We start from the raw sequence: 22467 nt of genomic DNA on the forward strand, positions 1-22467 counted from the left end.
AGAAAAAATGTTTATTCACCGATTGTTTGTGTAAAGTAATAGAGAAGAAAAAAATTTTCCCTTTGCAAACTTGTCTATAAATGCTATAATTCATTTGTTTTATGTATAGAGACGGAATTCAATGTTAGATTGTATAATACCGTTAGAAAAATAAATATAAAAAATAAAGAGGTGTGATTATACATTGCAACAATCCGAAACACCATTATTCACTGGATTACTCCAACACGCAAAAAAGAACCCCATTCAATTTCACATACCTGGTCATAAAAAAGGAACGGGAATTGACCCGGAATTTAGGGACTTTATAGGAGATAATGCTTTATCTATCGATTTAATTAATATTGGTCCATTAGATGACCTTCACCAACCTAAAGGCATGATTAAACAAGCACAAGATTTAGCTGCTGAAGCCTTCGGAGCGGATCATACCTTTTTCTCAGTACAAGGAACAAGCGGTGCCATAATGACAATGGTCATGACCGTCTGTGGCCCTGGAGAGAAAATTATCGTACCTAGAAATGTACATAAATCGGTTATGTCTGCAATTGTCTTTTCAGGAGCAACTCCCATATTCATTCATCCTGACATCGACAATGATCTTGGAATTTCCCATGGAATTACAACAGAATCAGTTGAAAGAGCACTAGATCAACACCCTGATGCAAAAGGCGTCCTTGTTATTAATCCTACTTATTTTGGAATATCAGCGAACTTAAAAAAGATTGTTGAAATTTCTCACTCATATGGTGTTCCGGTTCTTGTTGACGAAGCCCATGGAGTTCATATTCACTTTCATAAAGACCTACCATTATCAGCGATGCAAGCTGGTGCTGACATGGCAGCAACAAGTGTGCATAAATTGGGAGGGTCAATGACTCAAAGTTCAGTCTTAAACGTCAGAGAGGGCCTTGTATCGTCTCATAGAGTCCAATCAATATTAAGCATGCTAACTACTACTTCAACGTCCTACCTCTTGCTAGCGTCATTAGATGTTGCTAGAAGAAGACTTGCCACTGAAGGTTTTGAATTAATAGAGAAAACGATAAATTTAGCAAATGAAGCTAGACGACAAATTAACGAAATAGATCGTTTTTATTGTGTAGGTAAAGAAATATTAGGCACAAAAGCCACTTATGATTACGACCCTACTAAGTTGATCATCTCTGTAAAAGGATTAGGTTTAACAGGTTACGATGTAGAAGGCTGGTTACGTGAAAAGTATAATATCGAAGTTGAACTTTCTGATTTGTACAATATCTTATGTATTATTACTCCTGGAGATACAGAGCAAGACATTCAGGCTCTTATAAAAGCATTAAAGGAATTATCACAAGAAGCTAATGATCACTCTGAAGATCGATTCTTACCTGAGGTATTATTACCAGATATTCCTGTTCTCGCTCTAACTCCAAGAGATGCATTCTATTCGGAAACAGAAGTAATTCCTTTTAAGGAATCAGTAGGGCGAATTATTGCGGAATTTGTAATGGTTTATCCTCCAGGCATCCCTATTTTTATACCTGGTGAAATTATCACACAAGATAATTTAACTTATATTGAAAAGAATATCGAAGTAGGACTTCCTGTACAGGGGCCTGAAGATTATGAACTTAAATCAATCAGGGTAATTAAAGAACACCGTGCAATTAAGTAAAAGAAAAGTAAGAACAAGGAAAAAAGCAGTGTATGACGCACTGCTTTTTTCTCATTTTACGGCTTTTTTCATATAGATTGTTGCTTTTAAAGCCTCAGGCTGAATACCATTTCAGTCATATGTTTAAAACAACAAACTTTGCGAAAAGAGCCTATTTTATCTATTCTCTGGCTTCCTACACTGACAATCCTTACTATCCACATAAAATGTAGTTACTTTTTCAACCTCAATGTGTTCGATTGTGTTATTACAAGTTTGGCAGACGACTGTTCCCATCTTTCAAAAACCCCTTCCAAATGTTTTTGTTTGTTAAGATATAAACCGTGTTCGTTACCATGCTTATAATTGAAAACGCTTACTACTACTAATAACAATAATAGTATGACACAATACTTTTGTCAATGATAAAAAGTATAACTCATTAAAAACAAAAAAATCCTAGCCCTTCAAATGTTATAGTTATAAAAACTAACATCATTTGAGAAGCTGGGACTTATCGGATTGCCCGATTATTCATATTGAGTTTCAAATGGGCTAGTAGGAAGTGCTTCACTAAAAAATTCTGCGAGGTCTGACGCTTCTTCAAGAGTGTCAATGCGGAACACTTTTTGTAGGTATTCTAGGTTCTCTATGTCCTTAGGGTCTAGTAATGTTGAGCGGCCAGTTTGCATACACACGACCAACGGTTTACCAAAAAACATATTTGTATAAACAATCCCGAAATCATATCTTACATTTTTTGTAGTAAAACCAACAAAACGAACACCTGCTTTTTCTTGCTCGTCATATAACTTGTCAAATAATTCCACTTCATTCACCTCCTTTTAAAACAATTCAGAATTTTATTATAACTTAATACCCCTTATAACTCAATAGACCATTCTATACAATTAGTTGGCACATAGAATAACAAGTGCTAGAATAAAGGTATAAAAGAGACAATGAAATAAGGAGTGTTTTAAGTTTGATAAATGCTTACATAAAATTAGTAGCTGGTTCGGTAACTCAAGAGGTTACCCTCGATGATGTCAAGGATTTATTGCACTATTATCAAGAAATTACAAGTAAAACAGGTTCACAATTAGACTGGGATTATTCAGAACATGCATTTCCATATAAAATAACAAAAGAACAAGAAGATTATTTTGTACTTGAGTCAAAAGACTCAAGATATCGCAGCATCATCATAGGAGTAGGCAAAGAACTTTCTGGTGGAAATACTCAAGCTTATATTCAGGTTTCTTTACCACAACAGTCCACACATGGTGATAAAGGTAAAGCCAATGAATTCTGTAAATTTCTTGGTAAAAAATTCGAAGGTGAACTACATATGTTTAATGGTAGAGTCATGTATTATTATAAACGTAAATAACTTTCCCCCCAAGTAAAAAAGAAACTATTCACAAAATTGTTAAAAGATGTCTAGAATGAATGATCCTTGTCCGTCAGACAAATCTTAAACAAAAAATTATATTTTCAAAACCATCTACCCTACCCTTTTCAATCTGAAAAGGGTTATTTGTTTACCGAGTAACTATATAATGATATTCCAGAATAACTGTTGAAAAATAAAGAATATACTAATAGTTGCTAATGTTGTTATGACAGCCCGTTTTCTAGTCAACCCAAATTTAGTAGCTGTCAAAAAAGCGAAATAACTAAAAATGATGAGCAGAATCATTTTAGACTTGTATCCATCAGACTGGGATATCCATTCCACAATTGAGTATATACTCCATATGATAAATTGAATGATAACAACTGTATAATTTTTCATTTATATAAGCTCCTTATAAGAACTGTTTGTAATATGTATGCACCTAATTCGTATACTATTTTTCATTTATGTAACAATTAGATAACAATTGCTTGTTCCATTTAAATCCATGATAAAATAACGGTGTATTTTGTCGGAATATTCTTTAGTCGAAAGAAGTGAACTTATTTGAAAAACGTTTTAGTTTTGATGATGTCTATGATTATACTTACTTCTTGTCAACGCGAAGTTAAGGAAACCGATTTATTTGCCCAAGAACGCGAAAAGTATATCGTATTTTTTTCAGATGAGGAAAATCTAGATAAAGAAGGAAATTATTATGATGCTTTACTTGAACTGAAGAAAAACTATCCAAGTAATTCATTAACAATGAAAGTAGTCCCTTTAAAAGAATATGATAAATATTCTAATTTTAATATTAACACATTCCCTACACTATTGGTTATGAAAAACGAAACAGTCGTTAAACAAATTGATGGTGATGCGGCAACTGAGGAAATCATAACTTCAATTGAAGAAGCATTAAAAAAATAAGGCTGCCCTATAGTGAAAACACCTAGGAAAGCCTTATTTTTTATTATTTCTATTTATTTTACGATATGAATCGGACTTCCCATTGCAACTTCTGCCGCTTCCATTGTGATTTCTCCCAATGTAGGATGAGCATGAATCGTCATTGCAATATCTTCAGCAGTCATACCTGCCTCAATAGCAAGACCTAATTCTGCAATCATGTCAGAAGCACTTGGTCCAGCAATTTGTGCTCCAATTACTAAACCATCCTCTTTACGAGTAATTAACTTTAAGAAACCATCTGAGTTATTTAATGCTAATGCACGACCATTTGCACCAAATGGGAATTTAGATGCAATAACATCAAGTCCTTCATCCTTCGCTTCTTTTTCAGTATAACCAACTGATGCAAGTTCTGGATCTGAGAACACAACTGCTGGAATACCATGGTAATCAATTTCTGAACTATGCCCAGCGATTGCTTCAGCAGCGATTTTTGCTTCATATGATGCTTTATGTGCTAAAGGTGGTCCAGGTACAATATCACCAATCGCATAAATATTACTTACACTTGTTCTACATTGTTTATCAATTTTAATAACGCCTCGGTCTAGGAATTCAATCCCAACCTGTTCTAATCCAAGTTCATCAGTGTTTGGTTTTCTACCAACTGTTACTAAAACATAGTCAGCATCAACTGTTTGAAGTTCACCTTTTACTTCAAAGGAAACAGTCACACCATCTTCCTTTTCTTCAACACCTTTTGCTAAGGCGTTTGTATGAATTTCGACACCCTTCTTTTTCAAGCGTCTTTTCACAAGTGAACTCATTGACTTTTCAAACCCTGATAGAATTTCGTCTGCACCTTCAAGAATGATAACTTCAGTACCAAAGTTAGCATATGCAGTACCAAGTTCTGTCCCGATATATCCTCCACCAATTACTATCATTCTTTTTGGAATCTCTTGTAATGCAAGGGCACCAGTTGAGTCAATTACACGTTTAGTATATTTAAAAGTTGGTAATTCTATCGGTCTTGAGCCTGTTGCAATTATTGCATTTTTAAACTTATAAGTTTGGGCTGAATTCTCATCCATTACTCGAGCAGTGTTGCCATCAACAAAGTATGCTTCACCTTTAACAATGTCAATTTTGTTACCTTTTAGTAAACCTTCAACTCCACCAGTAAGCTTATTAACAACACTTGCTTTCCAAGATTGTACTTTACTGAAATCAACTGTAACATTTTCAGCTTTTATTCCCATATCTTCAGAATGGAGTGCATGTTCATAACGGTGACCTGCTGAGATCAATGCCTTAGAAGGAATACATCCAACATTTAGACAAACTCCACCAAGAGTTGCTTTTTCTACTATAGTTACTTTTTGCCCTAATTGAGCTGCACGGATTGCCGCAACATATCCTCCAGGACCAGCACCGATGACAAGTGTATCAGTTTCGATTGGAAAATCTCCTACTACCATTTGTTACGCCTCCATTATTAATAATTGTGGATCATTTAATAAACGCTTGATATGGTTAAGTGCGTTTTGAGCTGTAGCTCCATCGATCATACGGTGATCAAAGCTTAGTGATAATGCTAAAACTGGAGCAACAACAATTTCTCCATTTTTCACTACTGGCTTTTCAGCAATACGTCCAATCCCTAATATAGCAACTTCTGGGTGATTGATGACCGGCGTAAACCATTGTCCACCTGCAGAACCAATATTAGAAATCGTACATGAAGCACCTTTCATTTCTGTAGGAGCTAATTTCCCATCACGTGCTTTCACAGCTAAATCATTAATTTCATTAGAAATTGAGAAGATAGATTTACGATCTGTATCTTTAACAACTGGCACTAGTAGGCCTTTTTCAGTATCAGCAGCAATACCGATATTATAATAATGCTTATGAACGATTTCATCAGTAGCATCATCAAGGGATGTATTCAATGCCGGATATTCACGTAGCGCTGAAGTTAAGGCTTTAACGACATATGGTAAATAAGTTAATTTAATTCCTTTGCTAGCAGCCACTTCTTTAAACTTTTTACGATTTGCAACAAGTTCAGTGACATCTACTTCATCCATCAAAGTAACATGTGGAGCAGTATGTTTAGAATTAACCATTGCTTTTGCAATTGCTTTACGAATTCCACTCATTTTTTCACGAGTTTCAGGGTATTCACCTGCAGGAATTGGTTGTTTAGCCGGTGCTGATGCTTTTTCTTCTTTAACAGGTGTAGACTCTTGAGCTGGCGCTGAAGCTGCTTCTGTCGTAACTGGTGCTGACTGTGTACCACCATTTTGGAATGCATCAACATCATCCTTTGACACACGACCATTTTTACCAGTTCCTGATACAAGACGGATTTCTACACCTTTTTCACGAGCATACTTACGAACCGATGGCATTGCAATTACACGCTTAGACTGATCAACCTCTACTTCTTCTTTAGCAGTTTCAGTTGAAGTAGCAGCAGTTTCTTCTTGCTTCTCAGCTTCTTTTGCAGGCTTCTTCTCATCATCATGGCCTTTAAAAACAAGGTCTTCATAACCAGGTGCATCAAAAGTGATTAGTGTATCTCCTACAATAGCAACTGTTCCTTCTTCAACTAGTACATCAATTACCTTTCCTTTTACAGGGGAAGGTATTTCTACAACAGCTTTATCATTTTGTACTTCACATAGTACATCATCTTCATTAACTTCGTCACCCGGTTTTACGAACCACTTGACAATTTCACCCTCGTGGATACCTTCACCGATATCAGGCAATCTAAATTCAAATGCCACGGTATTCGCCTCCTAATTAGTTGGAATTTATTTTTTTAAGCACATTTAAGTTAAAGGTAACTCTCAAACTCAATATAGTATTGTGTATAGAGAAGTTACCTAGCAATTTATGGATTAAAATTCCAATACTTTCTTTGCTGTTTCAATTACATCTTTATAATTTGGTAACCAAACTGATTCTGCTGCAGTAAACGCAAAAACCGTATCTGGTGCCGCTACACGAAGAACAGGAGCTTCCAAGCTAAGGATTGCACGGTCATTGATCTCTGCAACAACATTTGCAGCAATACCTGCTTGCTTTTGAGCTTCTTGTACAACAATCGCTCTTCCAGTTTTTTCAACAGAAGCGATTATTGTTGGAATATCTAACGGGCTAATCGTACGTAAATCAACTACCTCTACAGAAACGCCTTCTTTTTCAAGTTCTTCTGCTGCTTTTAGACATTCATGTACCATCGCGCCGTATGTAACCATCGTAAGATCAGTTCCTTCACGCTTTACATCAGCTTTTCCGATTTCGATTGTGTATTCTCCTTCAGGAACTTCTTGACGGAAAGAACGGTAAAGTTTCATGTGCTCTAAGAATACAACTGGATCATTATCGCGAATTGCTGATATTAATAATCCTTTTGCATCATAAGGAGTAGCAGGAATAACAACCTTAAGTCCTGGTTGTTGTGCAACCAAACCTTCTAAACTATCCGCATGTAGTTCTGGTGTGTGAACTCCTCCACCAAACGGTGAACGAATCGTAACTGGAGAATTATAACGTCCACCTGAACGGTAACGCATACGAGCCAATTGTCCACTTACCGAATCCATTACTTCATATACAAATCCAAAAAACTGAATTTCCATTACAGGTCGGAAGCCTTGTAAACTAAGACCAACTGCAAGACCACCAATTCCTGATTCAGCTAGTGGTGTATCGAAAACACGTTCTTCACCAAATTCAGCTTGTAGTCCTTCTGTCGCACGGAACACACCACCATTAAGTCCAACGTCTTCTCCAAAAACTAAGACATTTTCATCTTTCTTTAACTCGGTGCGTAACGCATCAGTGATTGCCTGAATCATTGTCATTTGCGCCATGGCTTACTTCGACTCCTTCTCTTTGTAGATTTCATACTGTTCTTGTAGGTTAAATGGTAATTCCTCATACATAATTGACATTAGGTCTGTAACCTTTTGTTTAGGTGTTTCATCTGCCTTTTTAATCGCTACTTTAATTTCCTCTTTTGCTTCTTCAATCACTTTATTTTCTTCTTCTTCACTCCATAATCCTTTGCCTTCAAGGAACTTTCGGAAACGAACAAGTGGATCTTTCTTTTCCCATTCTGTATCTAAATCTGAAGAACGATAACGAGTTGGGTCATCTCCAGCCATTGTGTGTGGTCCATAGCGGTATGTTAGTGTTTCAATTAGAGTTGGTCCTTCACCATTAATTGCACGTTCACGCGCGTCACGAACAGCCGCATAAACAGCAAGTGGATCCATACCATCAACTTGAACACCTGGGATACCAGCAGCTGCAGCTTTTTGCGCAATTGTTGTAGCAGCAGATTGCTTCTCAACAGGTGTTGAGATTGCGAAACGGTTGTTTTGAACAACGAAAATAGCAGGTGCCTTATACGCTCCTGCAAAGTTGATTCCTTCATAGAAATCACCTTGTGAAGCTCCACCATCACCAGTATAGGTGATTGCCACAGATTTACTACCACGCTTCTTCATTCCTAGCGCAACACCTGCACATTGAATAATTTGAGCACCGATAATAATTTGTGGAGAAATAACATTAACACCTTCTGGCATTTGGTTTCCAAGGAAATGTCCACGAGAAAATAAAAATGCCTGATATAGAGGTAGACCATGCCACACGATTTGTGGAACATCACGGTAACCAGGTAAGATAAAATCTTCTTTCTCTAATGCAAACTGTGAAGCAAGTTGAGAAGCTTCTTGTCCTGCTGTTGGTGCGTAAAACCCAAGACGACCTTGACGGTTTAGAGAAATTGAACGTTGATCCAAAATACGAGTGAACACCATTCTTCTCATTAATTCTTTTAATTGATCGTCACTTAAATCTGGAAAAGCTGCCTCATTTACGACAACTCCCTCTTCGTTAAGAATTTGTAATGTTGGAAATTGCTCAGCAACTTTTTGAAGTTGCTCTTGGCTATCAAATAAAACTTTTTTAGTTTTAGCCATTATAATGTCACCTCTTCCTTTCTATTAGGCGTTTCTTTAACCTTGACAATATCTTTAAACATCAGCATTAGGTTACCCAAAATTATCATTTAAAAGACATTTTTCGACTTTCTTATCAAGAAGAAAATAGACACAATTTGTATCCAATATGTATTAAAAATGCCATTTAAAGAACTGTATTAATTATTCTAATAAAAAAATTAATACAATATCGCTTACTTTTTAATTTTACAACAATACATTTTATCACGTCAATCTCTTTGTTTTATGATTTAAATTTGTTTTTATTCGCACAACAATATGTTTAACCGTAATTATTCACACCCAACTGTATTAATACAATAGTTGGAGCTGTATTATAATACTAACTCGTTCACATTTACATAACTCTAACCAATATTTTTACACTATTCGAACGATCTCGAGTCCTTTACGATAAAAAAAATGAGCATACAACAGTATGCTCATTTTTTATTCAGCTGAATCCTCGTAAACGACCTCAAGCCCTGCATTCTCGTAAAACTTAATTTTTGCTTGATTATAACTTTCTGTATAGTCATTGAACTTTTCATTTGCTGCAATAACCTTATCATAACTTTTATTAATCGTGTCAATTTGTTCTTGTAGATTTTCTATCTCTAACTCTTTATCTTGGAATAGTACATATAATTCTTTATCAAATTGAACTGCCTCGTTATAGCTTTCATAGAGTTCATCATATGAATTATATCGGTTTGTCATTAAATCAACTAATTCCATTGCATCTTGTTCAAGATCTTCATTTTCAAGCTTGCCAATTGACTCCAAAACTGTATCGAACTTTAGTTTTGATTCTTTAATGCTTTCATATTCAGTATCGATTCGTTCTTTACGTTCCTCGACTAAACTTTGCGCTTCTTTTGATAATGTAACAATTTTATCAAAATCTTTCATACTTAACGCAATAATCTCGTCATACAATTCCTTTTCCTTTTGTTCAAGTTCTACCAATGGATTTTGTTGTTCCTTAAAGCTCTCCTCTAATTTGACCACATCTTCAAGTACCGCATAGATCTCTTCCTCTGGAGTTGGTCCATTACTACATCCCGCTATTATAAGTAGAAGTACACTAATAAACACTGTTTTAAAAAAATAAACGTTTCTCACAAAACTACGCCCCCTTACTTCTCTACATGATAATACTATAAAAGTTAAAAGCTTTTTTAACAACAATTATAGATCTCTTTATTGATTTATATATAAAACTAATTACTTTAAATCTTATGTACTTGTCCAAACATTAGACCACAATTCCGAGTTAAGACACCTTATCTTTATTTTATTTCTTCTATTTAATTTTATTTTATTTTTTTAAATCATACGACTATAATCATACTAGGATATATACAATTTAAAAAGGAGTGACTACTATATATGATTACTATGGATGATATTATTAGAGAAGGACATCCATCCCTGAGAATGGTTGCCCAAGAAGTAGTAACACCTTCTGAAGTTGATAGGAAAACACTTAGACAAATGTTAGAGTTTGTTAAAAACAGCCAGGATCCAATTCTTGCCGAGAAATACGGTTTACGGCCAGGAATAGGAATTGCCGCTCCACAAATAAATGTTTCAAAACGAATGATTGCAATTCATCTAAAAGATCAGAATGAAAACTTATACAGCTATGCTCTTTTTAACCCAAAGATTATTAGTCATTCTGTTGAAAGAAGTTATCTGACAAATGGAGAAGGTTGTCTATCAGTTGATCGAGAGGTCAAAGGAATCGTCCCACGATATGCGAGAATTAAAATTAAAGCACTCTCTGTTGATGACGAAGAAGTAATCATTAAACTTAAAGGCTTACCATCAATTGTATTCCAGCACGAAATCGACCATTTAAATGGAATTATGTTTTATGATCATATAGACAAATCCGATCCTTACCGCATACCTGAAAATTCAATAGCGATTGAAATCTAATCTTTACCAAAAAGATAAAAGAGGGGCAATCTAGTCATCCCCACTTTTATCTTTTTTTCATTTATGTAGAATCGTGCTAAACTTTCCATTTTTACCCATGAAAAGGTTTTAATAAATACCACATACTATACATGAGAGAAAAATCCTCTGCAGTTATATATAAATCATTTGTACAAGTATTTCGAAAACACTGTAATCTGATATTTTCGTTTTAAAACGATAAAAAAAGGAGAAGATGTAACCATGCTTAAAAAGCTTAGAAAAAAAATAATGAAACAATGGTCTGATTTATTAAAAAAGAAAACCATCGCATGAATCATTCTTAAAAACTCTTCATTTTATATGATTCTTTTGGCCCTTCATTACAGAAGGGCCTATTATGTAAATTTAAGGTATAATTAAAACGAGCCATTATCTAGATATAATGATAAAATTAAAGAAATAGTCACTTAATATAAGAGTTTTTCAGTAATTGAAATAAAAAACATGAAAAACTTACTAATATTTTATATAATAGAAAAAGTGATTCTAACATTCGGAAATTAAGGAGAGATTTGGCAAATGATTTTTAAAGTATATTTTCAGGAACAAGCGAACGAGGTACCTGTTAGAGAAAATACAAAAACTGTATATCTTGAAGCAGAATCTGAACGTGACGTTCGTATTAAATTAGCTGACCGTAAAATTAATATTGAATATATTCAAAAAGTAGAAAACGCACACTTAGAGTATGAGCAACAAAATGAAGACTATAACGTATTGGAGATTTGATAACGTATGAAATTTGTAAAAAACGACCAGACCGCAGTATTTGCCCTAGGGGGACTAGGTGAGATCGGTAAAAACACATATGGTGTTCAATTTCAAGACGAAATTGTTTTAATTGATGCTGGAATTAAATTCCCAGAAGATGAGCTATTAGGAATCGACTATGTAATCCCTGATTATAGTTACTTATCTAAGAACATCGATAAAATCAAAGGACTCTTTATTACTCATGGACATGAAGACCATATAGGTGGTATCCCATATTTATTAAAAGAAATTAATATACCAATCTATGCAGGCAAGCTGGCTTTAGCACTTATTAGAAATAAATTAGAAGAACATGGCCTTTTAAGACAAACAAAGCTTATTGAGGTACAAGAAGATGATATCATTAAATTCCGCAAAACTTCTGTAAGCTTTTATAGAACAACTCACAGTATTCCAGATGCTTTCGGTATCGTTGTAAAAACACCTCCTGGGCAAGTTGTACATACTGGTGATTTTAAATTTGATTTTACACCAGTAGGTGAGCCTGCAAATTTAACGAAGATGGCTGAGATCGGTAAAGAAGGTGTGCTTTGCTTACTATCAGATAGCACAAATGCTGAAAACCCTGAATTCACAATGTCAGAACGCCGTGTGGGTGATAGTATTAATGATATCTTCAGAAAAGTAGATGGACGTTTGATTTTTGCGACATTCGCATCAAATATTCATAGACTTCAACAAGTAGTTGAAGCAGCTGTTCAAAATGGTCGTAAGGTTGCTGTATTTGGGAGAAGTATGGAAGCCGCAATTGATATAGGGATAGATTTAGGTTATATCACTGCACCAAAGGAGACTTTTATTGAAGCCTCACAAATCAATCGAATACCAGCAAACCGTGTGACCATTTTATGTACTGGAAGTCAAGGAGAACCAATGGCCGCTCTTTCAAGAATTGCTGGTGGTACACACCGACAAATTCAAATCATACCTGGAGATACAGTTGTTTTCTCATCTTCACCAATTCCTGGTAACACAATTAGTGTAAGCCGTACAATCAATATGCTTTCTCGTGCAGGTGCAGAAGTTATTAGTGGGCCATTAAATGACATTCATACGTCTGGACATGGTGGGCAAGAAGAACAAAAACTAATGCTTAGATTGATGAAACCAAAGTATTTCATGCCAATCCACGGTGAATACCGTATGCAAAAGATGCATTCTAAATTAGCGATAGATTGTGGAGTACCCGAAGAAAATTGTTTTATTATGGATAACGGGGATGTTTTGGCCTTAGGCGAGAATGAAGCATCTGTTTCAGGAAAAATTCCATCAGGAAACGTTTATATTGATGGAAGTGGAATTGGTGACATTGGAAACATCGTTCTTAGAGATCGACGTATTCTTTCTGAAGAAGGGCTTGTTATTGTTGTTGTAAGTATCAATATGAAGGATTTCAAAATTGCTGCAGGACCAGATTTAATTTCCCGCGGATTTGTCTACATGCGTGAATCAGGTGACTTAATTAATGACGCTCAGAGTCTAATCTCGAAGCATTTAAATAAAGTCATGGAGAGACGTACTACTCAGTGGTCGGAAATTAAAAATGAAATTACAGACACTTTAGCTCCTTTTCTTTATGAAAAAACGAAACGCCGTCCAATGATTTTACCTATCATCATGGAAGTATAATAAAAAGTGGACAACCTATATATTAGGTCGTCCACTTTTTTTATATGGCAGTTTGCGTATAGATTGTTGCTTTCAAAGCCGCAGGCTGAATACACTCCGCGTCCGGCGGGTGACCAGTGAGCCTCCTCGTCGCAAATGCTCCTGTGGGGTCTCACTTTGGCCACTGGTCTGAGCAGGAGTCTACGTGTATTCAGCCTGCTTGTATCTAGCATTTCAAAGTTTTATGTCTAAAACAACGAAAACAGCCTTTTATATAGATTTATTCATCAACTAAATTTTTCTCAAATCGGTTAATATCCGTATCCGCACCTATTACGATTAAAATATCCCCTTGATGAATTAGTTCGGTAGCTTGTGGAGAAACAATGATATTTTTACCTCGTTTAATGGCAACTATATTAATTCCATACTTTGCACGAATATCCATATCAATTAAGGTATTACCATCCATTCTTCTACTTGCAACAAGTTCAACGATACTATGTTCATCAGATAACTCAAGATAGTCCAATACATTATTTGAGATAATATTATGAGCAATTCTTTTCCCCATATCTCGTTCAGGATGAACGATTTGGTCTGCACCTATTTTGCTTAAGACTTTTTCATGATAGTCATTTTGAGCTTTAACTGTAATGTGTTTTACTCCTAATTCTTTAAGAATTAATGTAGTAAGTATACTTGCTTGGATATTATCTCCAATTGCAACTATTACATGATCAAAATTTCGGATTCCTAAACTTTTAAGAACAGATTCATCTGTTGAATCACCAACAACAGCATGTGATGCAATTGTGGAATAACCATTTACCTTATCTTCATCCATATCCATAGCCATTACTTCCATACCTTCTTCACTAAGTGCCCGGCAAATACTTCCGCCAAAACGCCCTAATCCAATGACTGCAAATTCTTTTTTCACAAGTAGTCCCCCAATAACTAAACATCCTTAATAACAATGACACAAGCATTCTTATTTCTTAGTTTATCATATTTAGAAATACTACTGCCATCCTTAGACTAATAAAAAGAAGGAAGAGGTTGCCCCTTCCTTTTATAATAGAATTGATTTTGATTAACCTACTTCTAACATCTTAAATTGTGCTTTAACAAGGTGATAGTATTCTCCTTGTAAATCCATTAATTCAGCATGAGATCCTTGTTCCAAAATTTCTCCGTGGTCAAGAACGAAAATGTTATCTGCTTCCCTAATGGTCGAAAGTCTATGTGCAATAATAATCGCTGTCCGATTCTTAAGCAATTTTCTAAGGGCAAGTTGGATATTCATTTCTGTCTCTGTATCTATACTTGCTGTTGCTTCATCCAGAATAAGAATTTTTGGATCTGCAAGTAATGCCCTAGCAAATGATAATAGTTGGCGTTCTCCAACTGATAGGATATTCCCTCTTTCTTCAACTTCTGTATGATAACCATTTGATAGTTTTTCAATGAAATGATTGGCACCTACGGCTTTTGCAGCGTCAATCACTTCATCATCAGTTGCATCTGGGCGTCCAAATCGTATATTTTCGATAATGGTACCAGAAAAAATAAAGGTATCTTGTAAGACAACACTAATTTGAGAGCGGACACTGTCCAGTTTCACATCTTTAATATCAATTCCATCAATCTTAACCGTACCACTTGTTGCGTCATAAAAGCGGCTAATTAAGTTAGCGATCGTTGTTTTACCTGAACCAGTATGTCCGACCAATGCCACAGTTTGACCCGCTTTCATTGTTAAAGAAATACCTTTTAAAGCCTTTCGTTTTTCATCATATGAAAACTCAACATTATCGAACTCGATTTTCCCTTTAATATGTGTTAAAGGCTTAGCATTTTCCATTTCAGAAACAATGGGCTTTTCATCCAGGTATTCAAAAATACGTTCAGATGAAGCCATACCCATCAGTAATTGATTATACACCTGCCCTAAACGTGAGATAGGCTCCCAGAACATCCCTAAGTATACGGCAAACGAAACAAATTCACCGATACTTAATGAGTTTGTACTCGTAATTAAATAGGCTCCATACCATAAAAGAATCGCAGTACCCAATGCATTTGTCATTTCCACGAAGGGGCGGAACATCGCATTCTTTCTTGTCGCATCTCTCCAACTTTCGAAGGTCTCTGTGTTCACACCGTCAAAAAACTCCATGTTTTCTTTTTCCTGTGTAAATGATTGAGTAACACGAATACCTTGTATACTTTCATTTAAATGTGAATTCAATTTTGCTTGTTTTATACGAACCATTTGCCAAGATCTGCGGATTTTTTTCCGTAGACTAGTAGAAATAAAGAACATCACAGGTAAAATAACCATAATCGCAAGTGTTAGCTCTGGACTTAGCGCAAAAAGAATAATGAAAATACCTATTAACAACAGGAAATCCATGAGTAGGTTTATGACACCATTCGTAAATAATTCCTGTAGCGAATTAATGTCGTTCATGATACGTACTAAAATAGATCCTGCTGAACGTTGATCAAAAAAGCGATGTGATAGGTTCTGGACATGTGTAAACAAATGTTTTCTAATATCATAAATGACATTCTGTCCTAACTGATTCATCCACCTAATTCTAAATACATTCGCTACATAAGATAATGTGTAAAGCCCAGCAATAATAAGAACAAGATTTATTAATAAATCGGTATCTTTGTTAGCTACTGCATGGTCTAATGTGTAGACCCCTATTAAAATAGGGACAACTAAGCGTACCGCAGTAGCAATGATAACAGCTAAGAAAGCCAGTGGTAACAAATTCTTTGAATAAGGCTTCATATAACTAAAGAGTCGGGACATTTGTAACCAGTTAAACGGTTTTTCGATTGCTTGGTCTGTTGAATAATGAAATCGTTCATTCACATTATTTTTTTCCTCTTTTTTTTCATTCATAGATCTCACCTACCTCATCCTGTTTGTGATTGAAGGATTGTTTTTTGGTCTTTATACTGAATATCGTAAATTCGTCGATATACCCCTTCATTTTGAACAAGTTCATCATGTGTGCCTCTTTCAACAATTGCACCTTCGTCTAATACAATAATCTCATCAGCATGTTTGAGTGAAGAAATTCGGTGAGCAATAATAATAGTTGTTCGCCCCTTCATGACTTCTTTTAAATCTCTTTGTATATTAAACTCAGTTTCCATGTCAACCGCACTTGTAGCATCATCAAGAATCAAAATGCTCGGATCAATACATATGGCTCTCGCAATAGCTATACGCTGCTTTTGCCCTCCGGAAAGCCCCATTCCACGTTCCCCAAGAAGGGAATCATAGCCATCTGGAAGTTCCATAATGAATTCATGCGCCTGCGCTCTCTTGGCTGCATCAATAATTTGCTCCATTGTTGCATCAGGGCGACCATAAGAAATATTTGATTTGATCGTTGAAGAAAATAGAAATGACTCTTGTAGTACAAAACCGATGTTTTTTCGTATTGTGTTTAATGAATAATCTTTTACATCACGACCGTCAAGAATAACTTGACCGTTCACAGGTTCGTAAAATCTAGTAATTAATTGAGTAATACTCGTTTTACCTGAACCAGTGGAACCAATTAGTCCAATTATTTTACCAGGTTGAGCGTTAAATGAGATAGATGACAGAGCTGCTTCATCATCTTCAGTATACTTTAATGTCACATTTTTGAATTCTATATGTCCTTCAAGGCGCTCTTTCGTTATGATTTGATTTCCTTCTACGATCTCTTGATCAGCTTCTAAGATTTCTAGTAGTCTTTCACCCGAAGCCTTTGATTGAGAAAATTGATTGATAACAAAACCAAGATTCATGATTGGCCACATAATATACCAAACCAGACTAAAGAATGCGACTAAAGCACCGTGAGAAAGATCCCCGATGATGACAAGATAACCTCCATATGACAGAAGAGCAACAACACTAATGTTACCAATGAATTCCATTAACGGAAAGAATTTCGCCCAAATATCAGCTGTATGCAAATGGTTCCCTTTATAATCATTGTTCGATGTATTAAATTTATTGATTTGGAACGATTCTCTAGATAAGGATTTTACTGTGTTTATACCACTAATATTTTCTTGAACATTTGTATTTAAACGTCCGAATGATTTTCTAATACCGCGAAAAGCAGGATGAACCTTTTTATCAAATTTATAAACAACGATAGCCAAAAACGGTAAAGCTGCAATTGTAACAAATGTAAGTGGGACTGAATAAGAAAACATAACGACTAAGCTAATACCTACAAGTAGGACAAATCGTAATAACTCGGAAAAGCCAAATGATAGGAAGAAACGAAATCCTTCAACATCCGCTGTCAGTCGAGACATTAAATCCCCTGTTTTAGCATTATCATAATATCTAAATGGTAAGTATTGTAGTTTTTTATACAATGCGTTCCTAAGCCCATAGACAGATTTAATCCCAAACATATCCCCTAGATACTGTTGAAAGTAAGTTGTAATCCCCTTCACAGTCATGATTCCAACAAAGCCTATGGCTACATATGGAACATAATCGTAATTCCCTGCGATGACAATCTCATCGATTGTATACTGTAATACAATTGGATATACGACAGTAATACCGGTTACAAATAAAAGAAAAAACATCGACCATAAAAATAAAGCTTTATTCGGCCAATAAAACTGTTTCAGTTTTTTAAACGTTTCCATTTTAAGCCTCCTCTAATTGTTGTATAATTTATATATATTTCCAACACATAGTAACTAATATATCGACTTTCGAAATAAATTTCTAGTGTAAAATTCAAAATACTCGAATTTTTACAAAGAATACGTGTTTTTTCCTATTTATTAATAAAGAAAAGCGCAAGGCGCTCGCTTATCAGCGACAGGCATAAGACGAGCCGACTAGAAGGGTGCTTTTAACCTTCTAGTCGGCTTGGCTTATGACCCCGAGCTGATAGCGCCTGGAGCTAGACACAAAAACACGTTGAAATTTGATATCCTTTGTTAACCGCCAAAAAAGGTTGACCATATTGGCCAACCTTTTGTTGTTTATTATTCTGATTTCTCATTTTCTTCTAGTACACGATTTACCCTCTTTGTTAACATTTTCATTCCACTACCACCAGCTTGGAAATGACGAAGCTTTCCTTCAGCATCAAACACATAATATGCAGGCACATATTGATTCTCAAAAGCATCAGTTAGTTTATGATCACTGTCCACAAAAATTGGTTGACTTATATCGTGCTCTGCAGCTACTGCTTTAATTTCTTCGAGATCTAAGTCTTTTTCAGATCTCGGCATATGTACAGCAACAACATTTAATTTATCCTTGTATGCATCTCTAAATTCATTTACTTGTGGCATTGCCTCTTTACATAGACCACAACTAATTGACCAAAAATGAAATAGTGTAGGTTTCTCTCCAATAAGATCTGACTTATTTAGTTCTCCATTTAACCATTCTGTCGCACCATTCAGTTCGGGCATTTGTTCTCTTAATTTCATTACATTACCTCCTAGTATTAAATTAGGTCAGTATTCATTAGGCTAAAAAGGCCTAACAAATCTGTTAGACCCTATCGTATGTATGCATTGTATGATTATTAAAGAGTAGCTTGACCTGGCTTCCAGTTTGCTGGACATAATCCACCAGTTTGTAGTGCTTGAAGTACACGAAGAGTTTCATCGACATCACGACCAATGTTGTTATGATTTACAACTGAATACATCATTTCACCTTCTGGGCTAATGATAAAAAGACCACGAAGTGCAATACCTTCTTCTTCAATTAGAACTCCATATTCACGAGAAACAACATGGTTTGTATCAGCTGCTAAAGGATATTTAAGATCACCTAAACCGTTTTCAGTACGGTCTGTGTTAATCCATGCTAAATGTGTATGTATTGTATCTGTAGAAACACCGATTACTTCTGCATCTAAATCTTCAAACTCATCATATCGATCAGATAAAGATGTTATTTCTGTTGGACAAACAAATGTGAAATCCATTGGATAGAAAAATAATACCGTCCATTTGTCATTCCTCATATTTTCTTCTAAACTTACTTTCCCAAATTCTTTGTTAGCAAATACAGCATCCATTTCGAATCTAGGCGCTTGTTTTCCTACCATACGTTCTGCCATGTGTAATCCCCCCAAAAATAAATTAATTAGCAATATTTAGTTCTTTTACAAGAATATTGCAGTTTCTTGACTCTAGTCATTATAGAATAACTATATTTGGTAGTCAAACTTATAGAGCCTTTAACTAACGAAGGTGGATCAGGCTAGGTGCATAACTGATAGTTGTTGGTATAAAATGTCATTTAAGAGCTATTACTTGAAATAGCTTGTCACTATGTTACAATTTCCAATATGTTTAAATTACACTTATAACATACAGTAGCAATGAATAATTGAAAGGATTGAATAATATGATATTGGACTACTTAAACCCCGCCAACTATGACTGGAAGCTTATTTTAGGAGGAGCAGGCCTAATTATTCTAAAACTAATAGGTATCATTATTGCTTTTCTTATTGTAAAGAGCATTGGAAAGCGAGTCATACAAAACTCTTTTAAGAAGGTTGTTGATCGTGAAAACATATCTCTGGGACGAGCTAGAACACTTGAAAGCTTAAGTCTCAACATATTCTCTTATGTACTCATCTTCATATTTGTTGTGATGATTTTTGAAATCTTTGATTATGATGCTACAGCATTACTTGCAAGTGCAGGTGTCATTGGACTTGCAATAGGTTTTGGTGCACAAGGACTTGTTAGTGATATTGTAACTGGCTTCTTTCTCCTACTTGAGAAACAGATCGATGTAAATGATTATGTTACGACTGCTGGATTTTCAGGAATTGTTGAAGCTGTCGGCCTTAGAACCACACAAATAAGAGGGTTTGATGGTACCCTTCACTTTGTACCAAATCGTCAAATCTCAAGCCTTAGTAATCACTCTCGAGGCAATATGAGAGCTCTTGTAGATATCGGCATATCTTATGACGATAATATTGATCAAGCGATTGAAGTATTACAAAGTACTTGTGATCGCATTGCAGCCGAAGATGATTCTATAAAAGAAGGTCCAAATGTAATCGGTGTTCAATCATTAGGCTCTTCTGATGTCGTCATTCGAGTAATAGCCAAAACTGAAAATATGGGACAATGGGCAATTGAAAGAAAGTTACGTAAAGCATTAAAAGAAGCATTAGACTCTAACGGAATAGAAATTCCATTCCCACATCAAGTATATATTGAAAAAAAATCAGAGTAACTAAAAAATATAAAAAAGCTATTCTCTAAAGGTTTGTTGTTTCAGACATAATAGAAAGTGTAATTACAAGCAGGCTGAATACACGTAGACTCCTGTGGGATCAGTGGCCAAAGTGAGACCCCACAGGAGCAAAGCGAAGAGGAGGCTCACTGGTGTCACACACTGGACGCGGAGTGTATTCAGCCTGCTGGCTTTAAATGCAACAATCCATACGAAAACAGCCTAAAGAAAAGACTGCTAAAAATACTAGAAACTTCTATTTCAATGTGAATAGATTGTTCTAGTATTTTTTTTACAGTCTTTACGATAAGTATATTTGATACGGAAATAGCTTATTTCCCTATTCTATTTTCAACTTCTTGACAAATTTCTTCTGCAGTTAGACCATTAGCTTCGATAACTGGACCTTTAATCACAGAATCAGCCATCCCCATTACATTAGAATCTAATCCTGTAACCACACAGCAATCACAGCCCTTAGCGTCATTCTCTTGACGAAGTTCTACAATCTCATACCCACGCTCTTGAAGAGCTTGTTGCACGTCAGTTAATGTTCCTTCAATACCTATTTTAGCCATTGTATCCACCTCCTATAAAAGTAATGTGTCTCATTAAGACGGTGTTTATTCTTTATTTACACATTACCGGAGCAAGATCAGTAAATTTAATTTCCTTTAAACTGTAGATACTTGGTAATAGCTTGAATCCCTAAATCAATTGCAGATTCATTAGGCATTAATTTTGAATGATGTAATCCATAATCTGACTCTACACCTAACCAAAACATAAAACCAGGTGTATCCTTAATCATATAACCAAAATCTTCACCAGTCATTGCTTCTCTACACTCAATTAAATGAATATTAGGCTGAGTTTCGATGAAGTCCATGAATTCGCGTGTTAAATACTCATGGTTGAAGACTTGATGATACATGGCACCATAGTCAATACTAGTTTTACATTGATACCCTACTTCTACCCCTTTTACAAGTGATTCGATTCTTTCCTTAACTTTTAACATGGAATCAACAGAGAGAGTTCGAATCGTACCTTCAAGCCTTGCATTCTCAGCAATCACATTTTGTACAGTTCCACCTGTAATTTTTCCAATTGTAATGACTGCACTATCTAATGGATCAACATTTCGAGAAATAATTGATTGAAGCTGTGTCACTAATGAACAAGCGGCAATAATCATATCATTTGTTTGATGAGGATAAGCAGCATGACCACCTTTACCTACAAAATCGATGAATAATTCAGAGGTATTAGCAAAAAGAAGCCCTTCCTTCGTAGCAATTGTTCCTAACGGTTGCTCAGGGGCAATATGTAAGCCGATAATAATATCTGGATTCCAATGTTTCATAATATCACTTTGTAACATTGGTAATGCACCACCCGGCCCTTCCTCTGCTGGTTGGAAAATAAACAATAAATCATCCTTTATTGGTGTTTGGACCATGTTAGTAAGCACGCCCAATGCTATACTCATATGAAAATCATGACCACATGCATGCATTTGACCTACATGTAATGAACGAAATTCATAGCCTGTCTCTTCTACAATTGGTAAACCATCGATATCTGCACGGTAACCTATCATTTTGGTTGGGGCTGTTCCATTGACCTTTACAAAGATCCCCGTTTCCCACGTCTTAATCTCAATTCGTTCCTGCGGTAAGCTTCGAATGTATTCCAATAAATAAGATTGAGTTTTAAACTCTTTAAACCCCAATTCAGGAATTTGATGAAGATCACGTCTAATCTTCACAAAAGGATTAATAGTAACCATCATACTCACACCATTTCTAATAGATATAATAGAAGCGTGGATGATTAAATCCAC

22 protein-coding genes are annotated in these 22467 nt (G+C 35.5%); 7 read left to right on the forward strand and 15 right to left on the reverse strand.

The genetic code is table 11. The features are described from left to right. Positions 1-184 precede the first annotated feature (184 nt). Positions 185-1657, forward strand: a complete 1473-nt coding sequence (locus tag BLQ56_RS05010; RefSeq protein WP_090850576.1) for an aminotransferase class I/II-fold pyridoxal phosphate-dependent enzyme — start codon at positions 185-187, stop codon at positions 1655-1657. 156 nt (positions 1658-1813) lie between these two features. Here the strand turns inward: BLQ56_RS05010 and BLQ56_RS05015 are convergent, their stop codons facing one another. Continuing rightward, a complete protein-coding gene (locus BLQ56_RS05015; RefSeq protein WP_090850578.1) occupies positions 1814-1933 on the reverse strand; it encodes a GapA-binding peptide SR1P in 120 nt (39 codons plus the stop codon). 233 nt (positions 1934-2166) lie between these two features. After that, positions 2167-2466 (reverse strand): DUF3055 domain-containing protein, encoded by a 300-nt coding sequence (locus tag BLQ56_RS05020; protein ID WP_090850580.1) that lies wholly within the window; start codon positions 2464-2466, stop codon positions 2167-2169. 155 nt (positions 2467-2621) lie between these two features. On the opposite strand from BLQ56_RS05020, the gene BLQ56_RS05025 reads away from it, so the two are divergent. Continuing rightward, the gene (locus tag BLQ56_RS05025; protein WP_090850582.1) at positions 2622-3029 is read left to right on the forward strand and encodes a DUF1885 family protein; all 408 of its coding nucleotides are present in this window, start codon (positions 2622-2624) and stop codon (positions 3027-3029) included. A gap of 162 nt (positions 3030-3191) precedes the next feature. Here BLQ56_RS05025 and BLQ56_RS05030 read toward each other — a convergent pair whose 3' ends face one another. Beyond that, positions 3192-3434 (reverse strand): hypothetical protein, encoded by a 243-nt coding sequence (locus tag BLQ56_RS05030; protein WP_090850584.1) that lies wholly within the window; start codon positions 3432-3434, stop codon positions 3192-3194. 168 nt (positions 3435-3602) lie between these two features. Between BLQ56_RS05030 and BLQ56_RS05035 the strand changes: the two genes are divergently transcribed. Beyond that, entirely contained in the window at positions 3603-3968 is a 366-nt protein-coding gene (locus BLQ56_RS05035) for a hypothetical protein (RefSeq protein WP_090850586.1), read from the forward strand. Positions 3969-4021: 53 nt separating this feature from the next. On the opposite strand, the gene lpdA is transcribed toward BLQ56_RS05035, so the two are convergent. From lpdA to BLQ56_RS05060, 5 genes are all read right to left on the reverse strand, one after another. Continuing rightward, positions 4022-5431: a dihydrolipoyl dehydrogenase gene (gene lpdA, locus BLQ56_RS05040; protein WP_090850588.1), complete on the reverse strand. Its 1410-nt coding sequence runs from the start codon at positions 5429-5431 to the stop codon at positions 4022-4024. Between the two features lie 3 nt (positions 5432-5434). Continuing rightward, complete coding sequence (locus tag BLQ56_RS05045) at positions 5435-6748, reverse strand: dihydrolipoamide acetyltransferase family protein (protein WP_090850590.1); 1314 nt, start codon at positions 6746-6748, stop codon at positions 5435-5437. A gap of 114 nt (positions 6749-6862) precedes the next feature. Next, entirely contained in the window at positions 6863-7840 is a 978-nt protein-coding gene (locus BLQ56_RS05050; protein WP_090850592.1) for an alpha-ketoacid dehydrogenase subunit beta, read from the reverse strand. A gap of 3 nt (positions 7841-7843) precedes the next feature. After that, positions 7844-8959, reverse strand: a complete 1116-nt coding sequence (gene pdhA / locus BLQ56_RS05055; protein ID WP_090850594.1) for a pyruvate dehydrogenase (acetyl-transferring) E1 component subunit alpha — start codon at positions 8957-8959, stop codon at positions 7844-7846. 468 nt (positions 8960-9427) lie between these two features. Continuing rightward, positions 9428-10102, reverse strand: coding sequence for a YkyA family protein (locus BLQ56_RS05060; RefSeq protein WP_090850596.1), 675 nt, complete (start codon positions 10100-10102; stop codon positions 9428-9430). Between the two features lie 267 nt (positions 10103-10369). Here BLQ56_RS05060 and def point away from each other — a divergent pair, with 267 nt between their 5' ends. The 3 genes from def to rnjA all read left to right on the forward strand — a co-directional run bounded on the left by def (position 10370) and on the right by rnjA (position 13366). Further along, complete coding sequence (gene def / locus BLQ56_RS05065) at positions 10370-10921, forward strand: peptide deformylase (protein ID WP_090850598.1); 552 nt, start codon at positions 10370-10372, stop codon at positions 10919-10921. A gap of 561 nt (positions 10922-11482) precedes the next feature. Continuing rightward, positions 11483-11692, forward strand: a complete 210-nt coding sequence (locus BLQ56_RS05070; protein ID WP_090850600.1) for a DNA-dependent RNA polymerase subunit epsilon — start codon at positions 11483-11485, stop codon at positions 11690-11692. 6 nt (positions 11693-11698) lie between these two features. Continuing rightward, the gene (gene rnjA, locus BLQ56_RS05075) at positions 11699-13366 is read left to right on the forward strand and encodes a ribonuclease J1 (RefSeq protein WP_090850602.1); all 1668 of its coding nucleotides are present in this window, start codon (positions 11699-11701) and stop codon (positions 13364-13366) included. Between the two features lie 259 nt (positions 13367-13625). Here the strand turns inward: rnjA and BLQ56_RS05080 are convergent, their stop codons facing one another. The 5 genes from BLQ56_RS05080 to BLQ56_RS05100 form a co-directional block, all read right to left on the reverse strand. Further along, positions 13626-14288, reverse strand: a complete 663-nt coding sequence (locus tag BLQ56_RS05080; protein WP_090850604.1) for a potassium channel family protein — start codon at positions 14286-14288, stop codon at positions 13626-13628. A 153-nt stretch (positions 14289-14441) separates the two neighbouring features. Beyond that, a complete protein-coding gene (locus BLQ56_RS05085) occupies positions 14442-16268 on the reverse strand; it encodes an ABC transporter ATP-binding protein (protein ID WP_090850606.1) in 1827 nt (608 codons plus the stop codon). Positions 16269-16282: 14 nt separating this feature from the next. Further along, the gene (locus BLQ56_RS05090) at positions 16283-18037 is read right to left on the reverse strand and encodes an ABC transporter ATP-binding protein (RefSeq protein WP_090850608.1); all 1755 of its coding nucleotides are present in this window, start codon (positions 18035-18037) and stop codon (positions 16283-16285) included. A 348-nt stretch (positions 18038-18385) separates the two neighbouring features. Further along, positions 18386-18841 carry a TlpA disulfide reductase family protein gene (locus BLQ56_RS05095; RefSeq protein WP_090850610.1) on the reverse strand — a complete coding sequence of 152 codons (456 nt, stop codon included), beginning with the start codon at positions 18839-18841 and terminating at the stop codon, positions 18386-18388. 98 nt (positions 18842-18939) lie between these two features. Next, entirely contained in the window at positions 18940-19482 is a 543-nt protein-coding gene (locus tag BLQ56_RS05100; protein ID WP_090850612.1) for a peroxiredoxin, read from the reverse strand. A 290-nt stretch (positions 19483-19772) separates the two neighbouring features. Here BLQ56_RS05100 and BLQ56_RS05105 point away from each other — a divergent pair, with 290 nt between their 5' ends. Continuing rightward, positions 19773-20621: a mechanosensitive ion channel family protein gene (locus BLQ56_RS05105; protein ID WP_090850614.1), complete on the forward strand. Its 849-nt coding sequence runs from the start codon at positions 19773-19775 to the stop codon at positions 20619-20621. Between the two features lie 332 nt (positions 20622-20953). Here BLQ56_RS05105 and BLQ56_RS05110 read toward each other — a convergent pair whose 3' ends face one another. Next, entirely contained in the window at positions 20954-21199 is a 246-nt protein-coding gene (locus tag BLQ56_RS05110) for a YkuS family protein (protein ID WP_090850616.1), read from the reverse strand. An 86-nt stretch (positions 21200-21285) separates the two neighbouring features. Continuing rightward, on the reverse strand, positions 21286-22413 hold the full coding sequence (locus BLQ56_RS05115) for an N-acetyldiaminopimelate deacetylase (protein WP_090850618.1): 1128 nt from the start codon (positions 22411-22413) through the stop codon (positions 21286-21288). Between the last annotated feature and the right edge of the window lie 54 nt (positions 22414-22467).

Source organism: Litchfieldia salsa, assembly GCF_900104555.1.
Classification (GTDB): domain Bacteria; phylum Bacillota; class Bacilli; order Bacillales; family Bacillaceae_L; genus Litchfieldia; species Litchfieldia salsa.